10 protein-coding genes and 1 rRNA gene are annotated in these 14,525 nt (G+C 45.8%); 9 read left to right on the top strand and 2 right to left on the bottom strand.

Going from position 1 to position 14,525, the window contains the following annotated elements; all coding sequences use genetic code 11:
* The first annotated feature begins 56 nt into the window (after positions 1-56).
* Positions 57-2,141, top strand: coding sequence for a penicillin-binding protein PBP4(5) (locus HW560_RS00845; RefSeq protein WP_179261533.1), 2,085 nt, complete (start codon positions 57-59; stop codon positions 2,139-2,141).
* A 108-nt stretch (positions 2,142-2,249) separates the two neighbouring features.
* On the opposite strand, the gene HW560_RS00840 is transcribed toward HW560_RS00845, so the two are convergent.
* Positions 2,250-3,005: a class I SAM-dependent methyltransferase gene (locus HW560_RS00840; RefSeq protein WP_179261531.1), complete on the bottom strand. Its 756-nt coding sequence runs from the start codon at positions 3,003-3,005 to the stop codon at positions 2,250-2,252.
* A gap of 305 nt (positions 3,006-3,310) precedes the next feature.
* Between HW560_RS00840 and HW560_RS00835 the strand changes: the two genes are divergently transcribed.
* The 7 genes from HW560_RS00835 to HW560_RS00805 all read left to right on the top strand — a co-directional run bounded on the left by HW560_RS00835 (position 3,311) and on the right by HW560_RS00805 (position 9,859).
* Complete coding sequence (locus HW560_RS00835) at positions 3,311-4,555, top strand: FxLYD domain-containing protein (protein WP_179261529.1); 1,245 nt, start codon at positions 3,311-3,313, stop codon at positions 4,553-4,555.
* A 14-nt stretch (positions 4,556-4,569) separates the two neighbouring features.
* Positions 4,570-5,724, top strand: coding sequence for a trypsin-like peptidase domain-containing protein (locus HW560_RS00830; protein ID WP_179261527.1), 1,155 nt, complete (start codon positions 4,570-4,572; stop codon positions 5,722-5,724).
* Between the two features lie 120 nt (positions 5,725-5,844).
* Positions 5,845-6,444 (top strand): TetR/AcrR family transcriptional regulator, encoded by a 600-nt coding sequence (locus tag HW560_RS00825; RefSeq protein ID WP_090904923.1) that lies wholly within the window; start codon positions 5,845-5,847, stop codon positions 6,442-6,444.
* A gap of 32 nt (positions 6,445-6,476) precedes the next feature.
* On the top strand, positions 6,477-7,697 hold the full coding sequence (locus HW560_RS00820; RefSeq protein WP_090904772.1) for an MFS transporter: 1,221 nt from the start codon (positions 6,477-6,479) through the stop codon (positions 7,695-7,697).
* A 143-nt stretch (positions 7,698-7,840) separates the two neighbouring features.
* Positions 7,841-8,008, top strand: coding sequence for a DUF3934 family protein (locus HW560_RS00815; protein ID WP_090904771.1), 168 nt, complete (start codon positions 7,841-7,843; stop codon positions 8,006-8,008).
* A gap of 166 nt (positions 8,009-8,174) precedes the next feature.
* Positions 8,175-8,606: a MarR family winged helix-turn-helix transcriptional regulator gene (locus HW560_RS00810; protein ID WP_177185918.1), complete on the top strand. Its 432-nt coding sequence runs from the start codon at positions 8,175-8,177 to the stop codon at positions 8,604-8,606.
* An 80-nt stretch (positions 8,607-8,686) separates the two neighbouring features.
* Positions 8,687-9,859 carry a YhgE/Pip domain-containing protein gene (locus HW560_RS00805; protein ID WP_090904769.1) on the top strand — a complete coding sequence of 391 codons (1,173 nt, stop codon included), beginning with the start codon at positions 8,687-8,689 and terminating at the stop codon, positions 9,857-9,859.
* A 173-nt stretch (positions 9,860-10,032) separates the two neighbouring features.
* Here HW560_RS00805 and HW560_RS00800 read toward each other — a convergent pair whose 3' ends face one another.
* On the bottom strand, positions 10,033-11,799 hold the full coding sequence (locus HW560_RS00800; RefSeq protein ID WP_090904768.1) for a methyl-accepting chemotaxis protein: 1,767 nt from the start codon (positions 11,797-11,799) through the stop codon (positions 10,033-10,035).
* Positions 11,800-12,813: 1,014 nt separating this feature from the next.
* Here HW560_RS00800 and HW560_RS00795 point away from each other — a divergent pair.
* Positions 12,814-14,365: ribosomal RNA gene (locus HW560_RS00795) — 16S ribosomal RNA — on the top strand.
* Positions 14,366-14,525: the final 160 nt, after the last annotated feature.

The following is a 14,525-nucleotide window of genomic DNA, read 5'->3' as shown; positions in this document are numbered from 1 at the left end:
TTCCATTGTTTAATTGAGGCTGGAAATCTATAGTGTATATTAGAGGTGATATGATTATGAAATCGAAACGTAAAATTATTTATGGACTGCTTCCCATCTTATTTGCCGGTGGAATCGGAATGTACTTATACATGCAGAATAGCAAAACAGAGGAAGTTAAGCCTGAGGTAACCGTTAATCAGTACATAGAGCATTTGCAAAAGAAAGAATTTGATCAACTGTACACCTTGATGACGCCTGCTTCATTGAAAGAGTCCGGCATGAACCGTGAGCAATTTGTGGAAAAATATAACGCGATCTATTCGGGCATGGAGGTTTCTGCAATTAAGGCAGAATTGAAACCGAAAGTAATCGAAGAGACAACGGATGGCACGGGTAATGACAATAAAAACCAAAACCCGGATGCCTATGAAGTGGACTACAGCCTGCAGTTAACGACCTTCCTGGGAGAAGTGGCCGAGACACATACACTGAAACTGGTGCGTGAAGAGCTTGAGGAGGGTCGCAAAGTCTGGCGGATCAATTGGAAGCCATCCATGATTCTGACTGACATGGTCAAGGGAAGCAAAGTTCGGGTTAGAACCCTTTTCCCGGAACGTGGGGACATTGTTGATCGTGAAGGGCTGCCCCTTGCAACCAAGGGGAATATATACGAGTGGGGCATCATACCGGAGAAGCTGGGAGAAAATCCGGAGCCGATGATCGCCCGGATCGCGGAGCATTACAAAGTAACAGAAGCTATCATCAACACCGCGCTTGCACAGAAATGGGTGAAGCCGGAATATTTTGTCCCGATTGCTTCAACAGAGGACTCCCGGGTGCCTGCAGCACTGGCTGGTGTGCAGGTTCAATCCAAGGAAATACGATACTATCCTCTTGGTGAGGCTGCTGCTCATTTGATCGGTTATGTGCGCAAGGCCACCAAAGAAGATTTGGAGAAAGATACGGAAGGCTATTATCGTGCGGAAGATTGGATTGGCAAAGCCGGACTGGAGCAATCCCTGGAGAAGCAGCTTCGCGGCGAAAGGGGTGGCCTGATCGAGATTACCGATGAATCGGGAAATACCCGTTCAGAGCTTATCCGCAAGGATGCAGAGGATGGCCAGAATATTCAACTGACGATCAGCTCCGAGCAACAGCGTAAACTGTATAAGACATTATCGAGTGGTGGTGACGCCGGAGCGATGGTGCTGATGAATCCGACGGACGGCAATCTGCTGGCTCTGGCAAGTGCGCCCGCCTATAATCCGAACAAGATGGTTACGGGACTGACACAGGCTGAGTGGGATGCCTATTCAGCAGATGAGAAGCTTCCTTTTATTAATAGGTTTACGAATCGTTATGCACCAGGGTCAACCTTCAAAGCCATTACGGCAGCGGCAGGTCTGATGGAGAAGGTTACCACAGCGGACAAATCGCATGATATCTCTGGTCTGCAATGGCGTAAGGATGAGAGCTGGGGCGGTTATTATGTGAAACGTGTGAAAAGTGTATCCCCGGTGAACATGGTTGATGCGCTGGTCTACTCGGACAATATTTATTTTGCGAAGGAAGCGGTTGAGATGGGCAGCGCCAAGTTCATAGAGGGCATCCAGAAGTTCGGTTTTGGAGACAACTTTGGACTGGATGAACTGTATTTGAAACCAAGTCAGTATGCAAACGAGGCTCATCTCGATCTTTCATCGGAGGTGCTGCTCGCTGACACGTCCTATGGACAGGGCGAAATGCTGATGTCGCCAATCCATCTGGCGTCCTCTTTCACTCCTTTTATTAATGAAGGGAAAATGGTGAAGCCCGTACTGATAGAGGAAAAGGAAACCGCCGAACCGGAGGTTGTAATTACACCTGAAGTTGCAAATACGGTGAAGGATGCCTTGGGCCAGGTGGTGACCCGATCGGGAGGAACGGCTCATTCCTTGAATTCACTCCCTGAAGGACTGGCAGCTAAGACAGGGACGGCCGAACTGAAGGCCAAGAAGGGGGAGAAAGGACAGGAGAACGGTTTTGTGGTGGTGTTTGATACCGAATCACCATCCTTCCTTATAGCCGCGGTCATTGAACAAGTGAACGGAAGAGGCGGCAGTCATTATGTTTTGGACAAATTAAAGCCTTTCCTGGAGAAAAAGGGAGTAACGCAGTAATTGGATGGATTGCGATTTACGATGTATCTTTAGTATTTGAAGAGCCCATCCACCATTCATGTTACCAGAATGGTGGATGGGCTTTATTTTGCCTTTATGTTATAAGATTTATTTCCGAGCAGTCAGCATAAAACGTGCCGAGTTCGTTCGAATCCCTTTATCGCAGCGATTTTGCTCAACAAACTGTTGGAAACGCTCTAAGTCGGATTCCTTCTCTCCAAAATCGGGAATGATCGGTGCATGGGTCAGCAGGAAAAGTAGATCATCAGGCGTGGCGTAATATTCTGTTGCGTTATATTCGTATGCCTCAATGTCTTGAAAACCCGCTTCGCGAAGTTCACGTTTGTATCGTTCCATTAATGTGCCAGGCTGAACGCCCAGTGACTGTCCACGGTCAAAAGCCTTTGAGAGATTATATTTATCATGTTCACTGACTTGTTGGGTAAGGAGTACACCGCCATCGGCCAATACTCTGAATACTTCTGTAGCGCAGAAGTCGCAGTGTCTGGAGGACACGACATTAAAGAATTGATCTGGAAATGTCAGTTGCTCTGCATTCATATGCACAAAACGGACATTCGAACGGGAACCAGATGCCTTGAGATTACGCTGGGCAGTCTCAATCATTCCCCGGGAAAGGTCTATTCCAACCAATAATAGTGCAGCATCCGCGATGGAAAGAACAGCTTCTCCCCCACCTGTGCCAATATCAAGCAATAGATCTGACGGTTGGGTGCAGCGTGTAACTTCCTCGTAGAAGTTCCATCCAATGCCCTCTGAAGTCACTTTCAGGGAGCTGAAGTCCCAGCCATTCAATCGCCCAATACGTTCGTAAAAAGTAGTATAGTCCATCTTTTTCTTCATTATATGATTCCTCCAATGTGAGTTCTTGATTCTAAATAGATGTTGTGCAAAATCGTTATGATTAGATGCCGAACAGGCTCAAAAGGGCAGACGTATCCCATGTTAGCTGGTACGCGTTTTGACCCAGCCCGACGACTAATTACTTCGAACGATTGGGAACGACATCCGTGTCACCTCACAGTTTGGAATGCATCCATTATACACCATAAAGATATGGTGCAATTTACCTTTTTACTATATGATAAGTGTCGATTCATGTAAAAATAGCATAGGATACATACGTTCTTTTTGATGGAGGGATCAGGGTGTATTGTCACGTATGTGGGACCAAAAGCAGTCTAGGGGACAGCACATGTAGAAAGTGTAGAACGAAATTAAAAGGTTCAAGCTCTACCGATGAACAGATTTGGGCAGAAACAGCGGTTGGCCTGGAGAGTGGAACGGGAAAAGCATTAGATCCGTTATCCAGACAGCATCAGTCTGCACCAAAGCAGAGCAACACGGCACAAGGACGAGCATTTAGCTGGATTATTCCACTGCTTCTGGCAGCGGTGATGGGGGCCTTATTGACTTATTATTACAAGCAGGAGATGGGCATCAATGCGGAGGTAAAATCACTGCATCAACAGGCGGAGCAGGCGGCCTTGGACGGAAAATATCAAGAGGCGCTTCAATTTCTGGATTCGGCTCTTGCGAAACGGCCAAACGTGGATGGACTTGTGCAGGATCGTCAAATTACAGCCAAAGCTTTCAATCTGATGAATCAGCTGAACGAAGCTGCGACAAGTTTGAAAACGGGCAAACTTGCTGCTGGCGACAAGACGCTTCAGGCTGTAGCAAAAGTGTTGAAAGAGCGAGATGAACCGGTTTTTGCCAAGGTGCGGACGACTCTAAACAACAACAAGGTGACACTGGCTGTCCTGAAGGTGAAGAAAGAAATCGATAGTTTGACCACCGTACAGGCACTGGCTGAGAAATTGGACACGGTATCGAAATTGAAAGGCAAGGAAGCCGAGGCGGTTCAGAAACAAATTATCGACAAGCTGGCTGGTCTTAGCTATAAGCAAGCTGAACAGCAAGTGAAGAAAAAGGATTTTACGGCTGCATTGCAAACCGTTGATCAGGGGTTGTCCTACGCTCCGGAGGATGAAAAACTGACAGCATATCGCGAACGAGTATTGAGTGAGAAGAAGGCTTTTGAAAAAGCAGAAGCCGAACGAATTCAACTTGCTGAGCAACAGGCAGCAGAAGAAGACCTGAAGAACCGCACAGCAGCGGTGAGCATTGTAGACGTAGAAGCGACGCTTGATATGTATGGCGATCTGTATATAAGCGGCTCAATCGTGAATAATGCCACTCGGCCTATCTCTTCCGTAACGGTTATGTTGGACATCTACAGCTCAGACGGGGCATACCTTGGTCAAACCTATGCGGATGTATATCCAAGCTGGCTTGAAGTAGGGGATCAGGGATTTTTTGAAACGTATTATTATGGTGTGTACGAGGAAGCGGAAGTTTCTGTAGTGAACGCAACGTGGTATCTGGAATAGGAGGACAGGTTGGAATGGCCAAACGAACATGGAGTACGATTATCTCCAGTGCAATCATTATTGGAGCGGGAGCAGGAGGTGTGTTCTGGATTCATCAGTATTCAGCAGATCAACTGCAGGATGGAGGACCAAGACTGGCTGTTGTCACTACGAAGGAAACGGCAACCACAACGTCTAAACCGTCCTCCCAGACAACCGTGAAGAAAACACGTAAACAGATTATTGAAGACAGTCAGAAGAAAGTGGTTACGATTGAGAGCAGCAGTGGACTGGGCTCCGGTTTTCTCTACAATGATCAGGGTGATGTGGTAACCAATGCTCACGTGGTGGAGGGCTCGAAAGAAGTAACGATTCGAACCCTCAATCATGAGGAGTATAAAGGAACCGTTATCGGGATTGGGGAAGAGACGGATGTTGCTGTCGTCAGGGTGCCTGATCTGAAAAAAGTTAAACCGCTGCCTATCGCCAAATCCAAAGCAGAGACGGGAGATGAGATTCTCGCTCTGGGCAGTCCGCTAGGTCTGGAGAACACCGTAACTACAGGCATTATCAGCGGTGTGGGCCGCAGCTTCGAAATTGCCCCATATATCTATAGTAATCTGTATCAAATCTCGGCGCCCATTACACACGGCAACAGCGGTGGCCCGCTGATCAGTGCAGAAACCGGTGAAGTACTGGGCATTAATTCAGCCGTTGTGGAGCAGGAAGGCGGAATCGGGTTCAGCATTCCCATCACCAGCGTGTTGAAGCAGGTCCAGGCCTGGTCTGAGAAACCGTCATCGTCTAAAACGGCCGTTCAGACGAGTGGCAATCAGGGAGCGGGATCAAATTCAGCTTCTTTGGAAGCAGAGGGCCTGGTGACCGAATTTTATATGAACCTGAATCTGAACGACTATGTTACCGCGTATGCCTTGCTTGGCAGTGAGTGGCAGAGCGGGATAAGTTATGCCAAGTTCCGTGAAGGTTACATCAACACCAGTTATGTGACCATTGCCGAAGTTTCGTCCTCAGATAAGACAAATGATGAAATAGAGGTCACTGCTGTTATTACAGCGGATGAACGAAAAGACGGTGAATTGGTCACCACGAAATATAAAGTTACGTATCAGGTCGGTTATGAAAATGGACAACTGAAAATACTTCATGGCCAAGGGAAAAAAGTGAAATAAAGTTGTGGAGGGAGAATGGGCGCCAAGCCGATTCTCCTTTTTGATTGCTTAAGTTTGATGGTTCTGTTAAAATACAGAACGAACGTTCAGTATGCAAGAGGTGGAGTGAAATGGATGAGTATGAATAAAAAGCAAATTCAAACCGAGCAGACCAAGAAGAAACTTGCGGATGCCTCAAGAGCTCTTTTTGTGCAAAAAGGGTATAAAGCTACTTCCATTGAAGATATTGTGGCTGCGACAGGCAGCAGTAAAGGCAATATCTATTACCATTTTAAAAGCAAGGAAGGCCTCTTTCTGTATCTGATTGATGAGTGGGATCGGGAATGGGAAGAGAATTGGGCGGCCAAGGAACATCTGTATCATACCTCTACCGAGAAGATCTACGGCTTGGCAGAACAATTAATCCTCGATGATATGAATCACCCGCTTACGAAGGCGGCAGATGAGTTCTTTACCGGAGAAAAGAAAGAAAATGATATTGAAGAACGCATAGCTTTGATGTTTGAGCGGCATATTCAATTTAACAAACAATTGGTGGAGCAGGGGATAGAGAGCGGAGAGTTCAAGGCGGACAACGCAGACAATCTTGCGCTCATTCTGGAAAGCACCATCATTGGACTTAGTCAGCTGTCGCGCGGAATGGAGCCAGAACAGGCTCTTGCCTTGTACCGCCAAGCGGCTAGCGTATTCTTGTATGGAATAGCAAAAGAAAAATCTTAAAGCAACATTTTGACAACACGGAGGATGGAATCATGGCATTACTTACACGGAACAGGGGCGCATTGCTGCTGTTAATGTTTAATATTTTTCTCGTTTTTACAGGTATAGGTCTTGTGGTACCTATTATGCCTGCGTATATGGATCTACTGCATATCACCGGGTTCACGGTTGGTTTGCTGGTAGCAGCATTCTCCTTCACGCAGTTTCTGTTTTCTCCAGTTGCGGGCCGTTGGTCTGACATCTTGGGGCGTAAAAAAATTATTGTTGGCGGCATGTTAATCTTTGCTGTATCGGAGTTCATGTTTGGTGCTGTGAATGCACCATCGCTGCTCTTCGCAGCCCGGATGCTTGGAGGAATCGGTGCAGCGATGATCTTCCCAGCAGTTATGGCCTATACCGCAGATATTACGACAGAAGAAGAACGCGGTAAAGGTATGGGATTAATTAATGCGGCAATTACTACAGGTTTTATCATTGGTCCGGGGATCGGCGGATATATCGCTGACTTTGGCATTCGGATTCCTTTCTATGCCGCAGGTATTGCAGGTTTGCTGGCATCCATCATTACCCTGATTATTTTGCCGGAATCGACCAGAATTACCGGAGAGCAAACCAAACCTGTTGCGGGTGCACCGAAGGTCAAAAGCCCGGGTATGGTTTCCCAGTTGCTGCATTCGTACCGGGAGCCTTACTTTTTCAGTTTAATTATCGTATTTGTCATGGCGTTTGGTCTGGCTAACTATGAGACGGTCTTTTCTCTGTTTGTGGATCACAAATTTGGCTTCACCACCAAGGATATTGCATTCATAATTACGTTTGGTTCCATTGCGGGAGCCGTGGTGCAGGTCTCACTGATTGGCTGGCTGTTAAACCGGTTTGGTGAGAAAAAAGTCATTTCGGTCTGCTTGCTTTTTGTGGCTGTATTTGTGCTATTGACCTTGTTTGTAAATACCTACTGGATGATTCTTGTCGTAACGTTTATCGTCTTCCTTGGTATGGATATATTGCGTCCGGCAATCAGTACGCAGATGTCCAAACTGGCGGAAGAACAACAAGGCTTTGTGGCCGGATTGAACTCAGCCTATACAAGTTTGGGGAATATCGCAGGTCCAATTGTAGCGGGAGCACTGTTTGATGTGAATATCAACTATCCTTACGTTTCAGCAGCTGTTGTTCTGGCAATCTGTTTCCTGTTATCTTTGCGGGTGTTAAGAGGAGTTAACTCCACAGGTAATGCTAAGGCTGAAATGTAAGCCTGACTTCTGGAAATGAACGTAAAGACGTCAAACTTTGTTATAATAAGAAATGCTGGAAGTGAAGAAGATGGGCTGGGTTGCATAACAAGTTACCGAGGACGGTCATTTTTAAGCATATACAGGATTATTGGAGTGATAACATGAGCAAAGCAAAAGGAAAAGGTGGCACCGGCCGCGGTACCGGCAAAAAAGGCTGGAACCGTTGGCAAGCCGCCGCTAACCGGGCGAAAAGTGCCCCGAAGCCTTACAAAAGTAAAGGTACAAAGAAGAAGGACGATACCGAAACTTCAAGTGGCAAGCCCGAGTAAGTATGGCTTGACGATGCCAGAGGAGAGAGCTGCCTGACTAACGGGTGGGTCTCTTTTTGTTTAGAGATATAAAAAAATTAAATTGACAGTAGTGTAGATCTGGTAATAATATAGAGCTTACGCAAATTAGATGGTAGTGCTACTATATAGAGAAAGGAGCATCAGCATGCCTGTTAATATGGATGAAAATCCACTTGGACTTATTCTGTCACGTACTTATCTGGCATACAAAAAAACAACAACCAGAAATCTGAGCGAACAGGATATTACTCCCGAACAATTTGCAGTTCTGAATGAATTGAGCAAGGCTGGAAGCCATATATCACAGAAAAAACTGGCTGAATTAACAGTTCGGGACCAGACAACGGTAGGCAAAATTATAGACAAGTTGATTCGCAAAGGTCTGGTGACGAGAGAAGAAGATCCACAGGATCGCAGAGCGGTTTTACTTTGTTTGACGGCGGAAGGACTGGAAATGAATAACGTTCTGACACCAAAGGCAAAACAGCAAGAGCAAGAGGCACTTGCCGAATGTTCCCCTGAAGAGCTTGATGTATTCATGAATGTGATGAATCGCATCTATGAAAAGATGAAATAAATTTTTTTGACCAAATATGTGCATGTGCATATATATGCAGTGCAATTATTTTAATTTTAACTAATGGGAGTCGTGAACGAATGAAAAGCTTCAAAGATTTTCTTAAAGTGCCACAGACAAAAATAGGATTGGTTTTTGCATTGATTGTTCCGCTGTTATTTGTTGTGATCTGGATGACGGGTTATCATCAAGCCACGGAGAGAGTGGATCAACTTCAAGTTGCTCTGGTGAACGAAGATGGGACACAGGGAACAGAGGTGCAGAAGCAGATTGAAACGCTCGCGCCTTTCCATGTCAATGTACTGGGTTCTGCCGAGGAAGCTGAGCAACAGATGAATGCAGGTAACTATGCGATGGTTATTGTTATTCCGGAAGGATTCACTGACCGGATTGAAGGTGGTACAGAGGCGAATTTATCCTTTTATATCAATCAGGGAAATGCCGATGTAGCCAAATCCATTGTAGAACACGCGGCGACTGGAATGACTACACAAATAGGTCAAGGGATTTTGGAATCCAAGGTTCAAGTGACACTCAATAACGATAGTATAAACAGCGAAGATTTAAGTGCAGCCATTGGACAAGCGATGGCGAAGATGAATGAAGGGCCTGTGAAGGCTGAAATTAATAAAACGAACAGTGTAAGTGATTTTGCAACATCGATGCTGCCCATGATTCTGGGTTTTATCACCTATATTGCCACCATGACTATGAATATTCAGTTCAATATTACGTCGAACATCATGAAGCGTAACCATTCCAAATGGGAAATCTTCTGGGGACGGCAAGTGCTGCTGTTGTGTATAGCTGTAATCGTTCCCCTTATTGTGGATACGGTGGCTCTTCAGTTTACGGATGTGGCGAGTTCCTTCGGCGCTTTGTATCTCTATCATGTGCTCGTATGTCTGGCTTGTATCTGTTTTACACAAATGAGTTTTGCCCTGTTTGGCAATGCAGGCCCTCTATTTAATGTGGCGATGGTTCCACTCCAGTTGATGACAGCGGGAAGTATCATTCCAGCCGAGATGCTGGCGCCATTCTACCGTTATATAGGGAACTTTCTGCCCGCTTCCAATGGGGTACAGGGCTTTATGCGTTTGATCTATAGTGGAGAAGCTGTGGGTGGGTTCATGCTAAATCTTCTGTTGATCTCGGCTGTAACGTGGGGAATTACGCTGCTTCGTGTAGGTTTACAAAAAGAAGCAGCACAACAAGCTTCAGTGTCCCCTGCAGCAGTGCAGACTCAGCATTAAGGTTGTATTTTATAACAATGTAATGACCATATTAAAAAGCGATTCACGAAGATTTAAACCTTCGTGAATCGCTTTTTACATAAGAAAAGCCATACTCAAACGGCAGCATCCAAGATTTAAAATTGGAGCGCCGGCTGAATCTGGCTTGAAAGGTGATGAATAATAAAAGTGATTCAGTTTGCTCTTACTTTAAAGAAGGAGATCAGTTCTTGCAATTGGCCCGATACAGCCGAGAGTTCATCAGAGGCGGCCACAATGGAAGCCATGGATGATTCCTGTTCAGCAATGGATTGCTCAATCTGTTTGCTGCTATGTGCTGCTTTGCTGACGCTCGCAGACAACTCATCCGCAGTAGCGGACATTTCCTGTGTGCTGGCGGATATTTCTTCGGTAGAGCTGGAGATATCCTGAATTTGGTTAGCGACTTTGTTCGTAGCTGTCAAAATATCTTCAAAGAATTGACCCGTCTCCATGGTAACCTGAGAGCCCTTCTCCACTTCTTGAGAGCCAAGGTGCATAGCTTCGGCAGATTGAAGGATATCGCGTTGAATTCCGTCAATTAAGGTACGAATCTGTTTGGCAGAGTCCTGGGACTGTTCAGCGAGCTTGCGGACTTCTCCTGCGACAACCGCAAATCCTTTTCCTTCCTCACCAACACGAGCCGCCTCAATGGAAGCATTTAGTGCGAGCAAATTAGTCTGATCTGCAATTTGTGTAATCATATTGACGATGCTGCTAATTTCGTTCGAGCGGCTTTCCAAAGACTGTATCGATTCCGACGTGTGCTTCACTGCACCTGAGATCAGTCTCATCTGTTCAACCACTTGTTGCATAATCTCATGACCTGTATTAGAACGTTCTTCCATGCTTGATGCCTCATCCGCAACATCTGCAGAACTGCTGGCAATCGTCTGCACAACGGTAGACATTTCTGTCATTGCTCGGGCACTTTCCACGCTGGCCTGATCCTGGGAGCGAAGGCCGTGAGAGATGTCCCGGATATTGCTGCTGATCATCTGGATATTATCATTATTTTTCTCGGAAATATCTAATAATTTCTTGGATGAGTCAGAGAGGTGATAGGATGTCGTTTGCACTTTGAACATCGTGTCATTGAATCGCTGAATCATCGTATTGAATTTTTGATTAATAATTCCCAGATCATCCCGTCCGGTGTGAATGCTTACATCCAGATTGCCTGAGCTCGCAGCCTCAATACCTTTCATAAGGTCACGGATTGGCTTAAGTGTTTTCTTCAATAGAACATACTGAAGTACCATAAACACGATCAGGAAAACGATCAGAAAAATACTACTGTATGTAATCAGTTTATGAAGTCCTTTTGGAACTGCGCTTGCATCAACATCAAAGTATATTGCTGCATAGGTATTGCCCTCGGCATTCTTGATGGGATACATAATTGTTGTCCAAGTGCCATAATCGTCGGTATAAAAGCTACTGAATCCAGGCTCACTGTCTACTTTCATATCCTCAAGAGCTTCGACAATTTGTGAGGATAAGGGATACATAGTACCTGCTGCCATATTGCCTTCTTCGAAGGACTCAACGAGACTGGTTGGAATCGCGATAATGGAGGTCTCATTTCCCTTTTCCAACTCTGTTCCAAAAATATAGGCCTGGGCGATATTGGGATAGAGTTCATGGATGGAATCCAGATAATCTCGAATTACCTTTTGGGCAGTCCCGTCATAGTTTTTCTCATTCGCTGCTTCAAGAACCTTGCTTGTATCCAGATCATCAGACCATTTCTGCGTCGTTACCTCAGCCTGATCATATAACTGTTGAATCAAAATGCTTTTTTGGAACTGATATCCGGCTGTAATTAAAATAACGCCAATTAGCGTAATGCTGCCGAATGAAATAACGAGATTTTTAGCAAAGAAGGGAAGAGTACTCCACCGTATCTTATCTAACAACATAGTTCACTCCTTTTTCAAATTGTGAGTATCTGGATGCGCGTTCGCTCAACGCATGGTGCTTTGTATCCATGTGATATATCGTAATAGGGTTAGATTAATGTTAGTTTTTGAATGAAAATGATGCTTTAGTACCAAGGTTTTCAGAATTTTCCTCATTTCTTTCATTAATATGTTCATTATTAAAAAAATGCGCAAATCTATAACGGCAATTTCTTAGAAGATTGGGCAATTAAATGCCAAAAAGGAATAAGCTCCCTTCATTTCAAGAAGTGAATTTTGCTTAACATGTATATACATAAAGGGAAGAGAGATTTAGATTGAAATAAAGATATGCGCAACTATGAAATACATTAATACGCAAAATGACTCTAAACGAGACTTGGCGAATATAGAAAAGTTCCCTGTACGATATCCTAATACTGTAATGAAAGACAGCAGTACATAGATGAAGCTACTTAATAAGTAGTGACTTTAATGAAGAAAAGTTTTTACGGCCCTACGAGACAAACTGTTTATTAGAGCTTACGCGTTGGGTTTGCAGTCAATATAGGCTATCCTATAGAACGCATAGAGCGTATCGCGAGATTCCGTTAGCTTAACAACCGCTGGAGTATATGTATAACTAGGAGAGTAGATTAACTAAATGTAGTGAAATAAATTAATTTATATTATGGGTTGTAATTAGTATTAGAACATGATATATTATTAATCCGGCCAAGAAAACACGAGAAACATGGTGCGGCAAGCAAATGAAATAATCTTCGAAAGAAACTTAAAAAAATGCTTGCAAAGTTGGTTCGGACGTGATAATATATAAGAGTTGCTGAAGAGAACAACGACAGCGACGCAAAGAAGTTTGATCTTTGAAAACTGAACAACGAGTGAGTAACGATCTTGCTTGCAAGATCGACGCTGAGAAATCGGTACAAGCCTTCGGGCTGTATGATTTTGAAGCAACAATGAGATTTTTAATCTCGTCAGTTTCAAAATGAGCTTATCGCTCTTTTCAATACTTTATTGGAGAGTTTGATCCTGGCTCAGGACGAACGCTGGCGGCATGCCTAATACATGCAAGTCGAGCGGACTTGATGAGAAGCTTGCTTCTCAGATGGTTAGCGGCGGACGGGTGAGTAACACGTAGGCAACCTGCCCTCAAGCTTGGGACAACTACCGGAAACGGTAGCTAATACCGAATAGTTGTTTTCTTCTCCTGAAGGAAACTGGAAAGACGGAGTAATCTGTCACTTGGGGATGGGCCTGCGGCGCATTAGCTAGTTGGTGGGGTAACGGCTCACCAAGGCGACGATGCGTAGCCGACCTGAGAGGGTGATCGGCCACACTGGGACTGAGACACGGCCCAGACTCCTACGGGAGGCAGCAGTAGGGAATCTTCCGCAATGGGCGAAAGCCTGACGGAGCAATGCCGCGTGAGTGATGAAGGTTTTCGGATCGTAAAGCTCTGTTGCCAGGGAAGAACGCTTGGGAGAGTAACTGCTCTCAAGGTGACGGTACCTGAGAAGAAAGCCCCGGCTAACTACGTGCCAGCAGCCGCGGTAATACGTAGGGGGCAAGCGTTGTCCGGAATTATTGGGCGTAAAGCGCGCGCAGGCGGTCATTTAAGTCTGGTGTTTAATCCCGGGGCTCAACCCCGGATCGCACTGGAAACTGGGTGACTTGAGTGCAGAAGAGGAGAGTGGAATTCCACGTGTAGCGGTGAAATGCGTAGATATGTGGAGGAACACCAGTGGCGAAGGCGACTCTCTGGGCTGTAACTGACGCTGAGGCGCGAAAGCGTGGGGAGCAAACAGGATTAGATACCCTGGTAGTCCACGCCGTAAACGATGAGTGCTAGGTGTTAGGGGTTTCGATACCCTTGGTGCCGAAGTTAACACATTAAGCACTCCGCCTGGGGAGTACGGTCGCAAGACTGAAACTCAAAGGAATTGACGGGGACCCGCACAAGCAGTGGAGTATGTGGTTTAATTCGAAGCAACGCGAAGAACCTTACCAGGTCTTGACATCCCTCTGACCGGTACAGAGATGTACCTTTCCTTCGGGACAGAGGAGACAGGTGGTGCATGGTTGTCGTCAGCTCGTGTCGTGAGATGTTGGGTTAAGTCCCGCAACGAGCGCAACCCTTGATCTTAGTTGCCAGCACTTCGGGTGGGCACTCTAAGGTGACTGCCGGTGACAAACCGGAGGAAGGTGGGGATGACGTCAAATCATCATGCCCCTTATGACCTGGGCTACACACGTACTACAATGGCCGGTACAACGGGCTGTGAAGCCGCGAGGTGGAACGAATCCTAAAAAGCCGGTCTCAGTTCGGATTGCAGGCTGCAACTCGCCTGCATGAAGTCGGAATTGCTAGTAATCGCGGATCAGCATGCCGCGGTGAATACGTTCCCGGGTCTTGTACACACCGCCCGTCACACCACGAGAGTTTATAACACCCGAAGTCGGTGGGGTAACCGCAAGGAGCCAGCCGCCGAAGGTGGGATAGATGATTGGGGTGAAGTCGTAACAAGGTAGCCGTATCGGAAGGTGCGGCTGGATCACCTCCTTTCTATGGAGAATCGTTTCCCGAGTGGAAACATTCAAATAAGTCTTCAGGAAGCATGCTTCCGAAGCGAGCTTTACTTCGTAAAGCTTTTCACTCACTCGTTGCTCAGTTTTGAGAGCTCAAACTCTCAAACAGCTTGCTTTTGCATGGAGCTTGTTCTTTG

It is taken from the genome of Paenibacillus sp. E222 (assembly GCF_013401555.1).
GTDB lineage: Bacteria > Bacillota > Bacilli > Paenibacillales > Paenibacillaceae > Paenibacillus.
This window is presented reverse-complemented; position numbering and strand designations above follow the sequence as displayed.

Coding starts and splice junctions, on each gene's coding strand:
- HW560_RS00845 (WP_179261533.1), top strand. CDS start 57: ATGAAATCGAAACGTAAAATTATTTATGGACTGCTTCCCATCTTATTT.
- HW560_RS00840 (WP_179261531.1), bottom strand. CDS start 3,005: ATGAAGAAAAAGATGGACTATACTACTTTTTACGAACGTATTGGGCGA.
- HW560_RS00830 (WP_179261527.1), top strand. CDS start 4,570: ATGGCCAAACGAACATGGAGTACGATTATCTCCAGTGCAATCATTATT.
- HW560_RS00825 (WP_090904923.1), top strand. CDS start 5,845: ATGAATAAAAAGCAAATTCAAACCGAGCAGACCAAGAAGAAACTTGCG.
- HW560_RS00820 (WP_090904772.1), top strand. CDS start 6,477: ATGGCATTACTTACACGGAACAGGGGCGCATTGCTGCTGTTAATGTTT.
- HW560_RS00815 (WP_090904771.1), top strand. CDS start 7,841: ATGAGCAAAGCAAAAGGAAAAGGTGGCACCGGCCGCGGTACCGGCAAA.
- HW560_RS00810 (WP_177185918.1), top strand. CDS start 8,175: ATGCCTGTTAATATGGATGAAAATCCACTTGGACTTATTCTGTCACGT.
- HW560_RS00805 (WP_090904769.1), top strand. CDS start 8,687: ATGAAAAGCTTCAAAGATTTTCTTAAAGTGCCACAGACAAAAATAGGA.
- HW560_RS00800 (WP_090904768.1), bottom strand. CDS start 11,799: ATGTTGTTAGATAAGATACGGTGGAGTACTCTTCCCTTCTTTGCTAAA.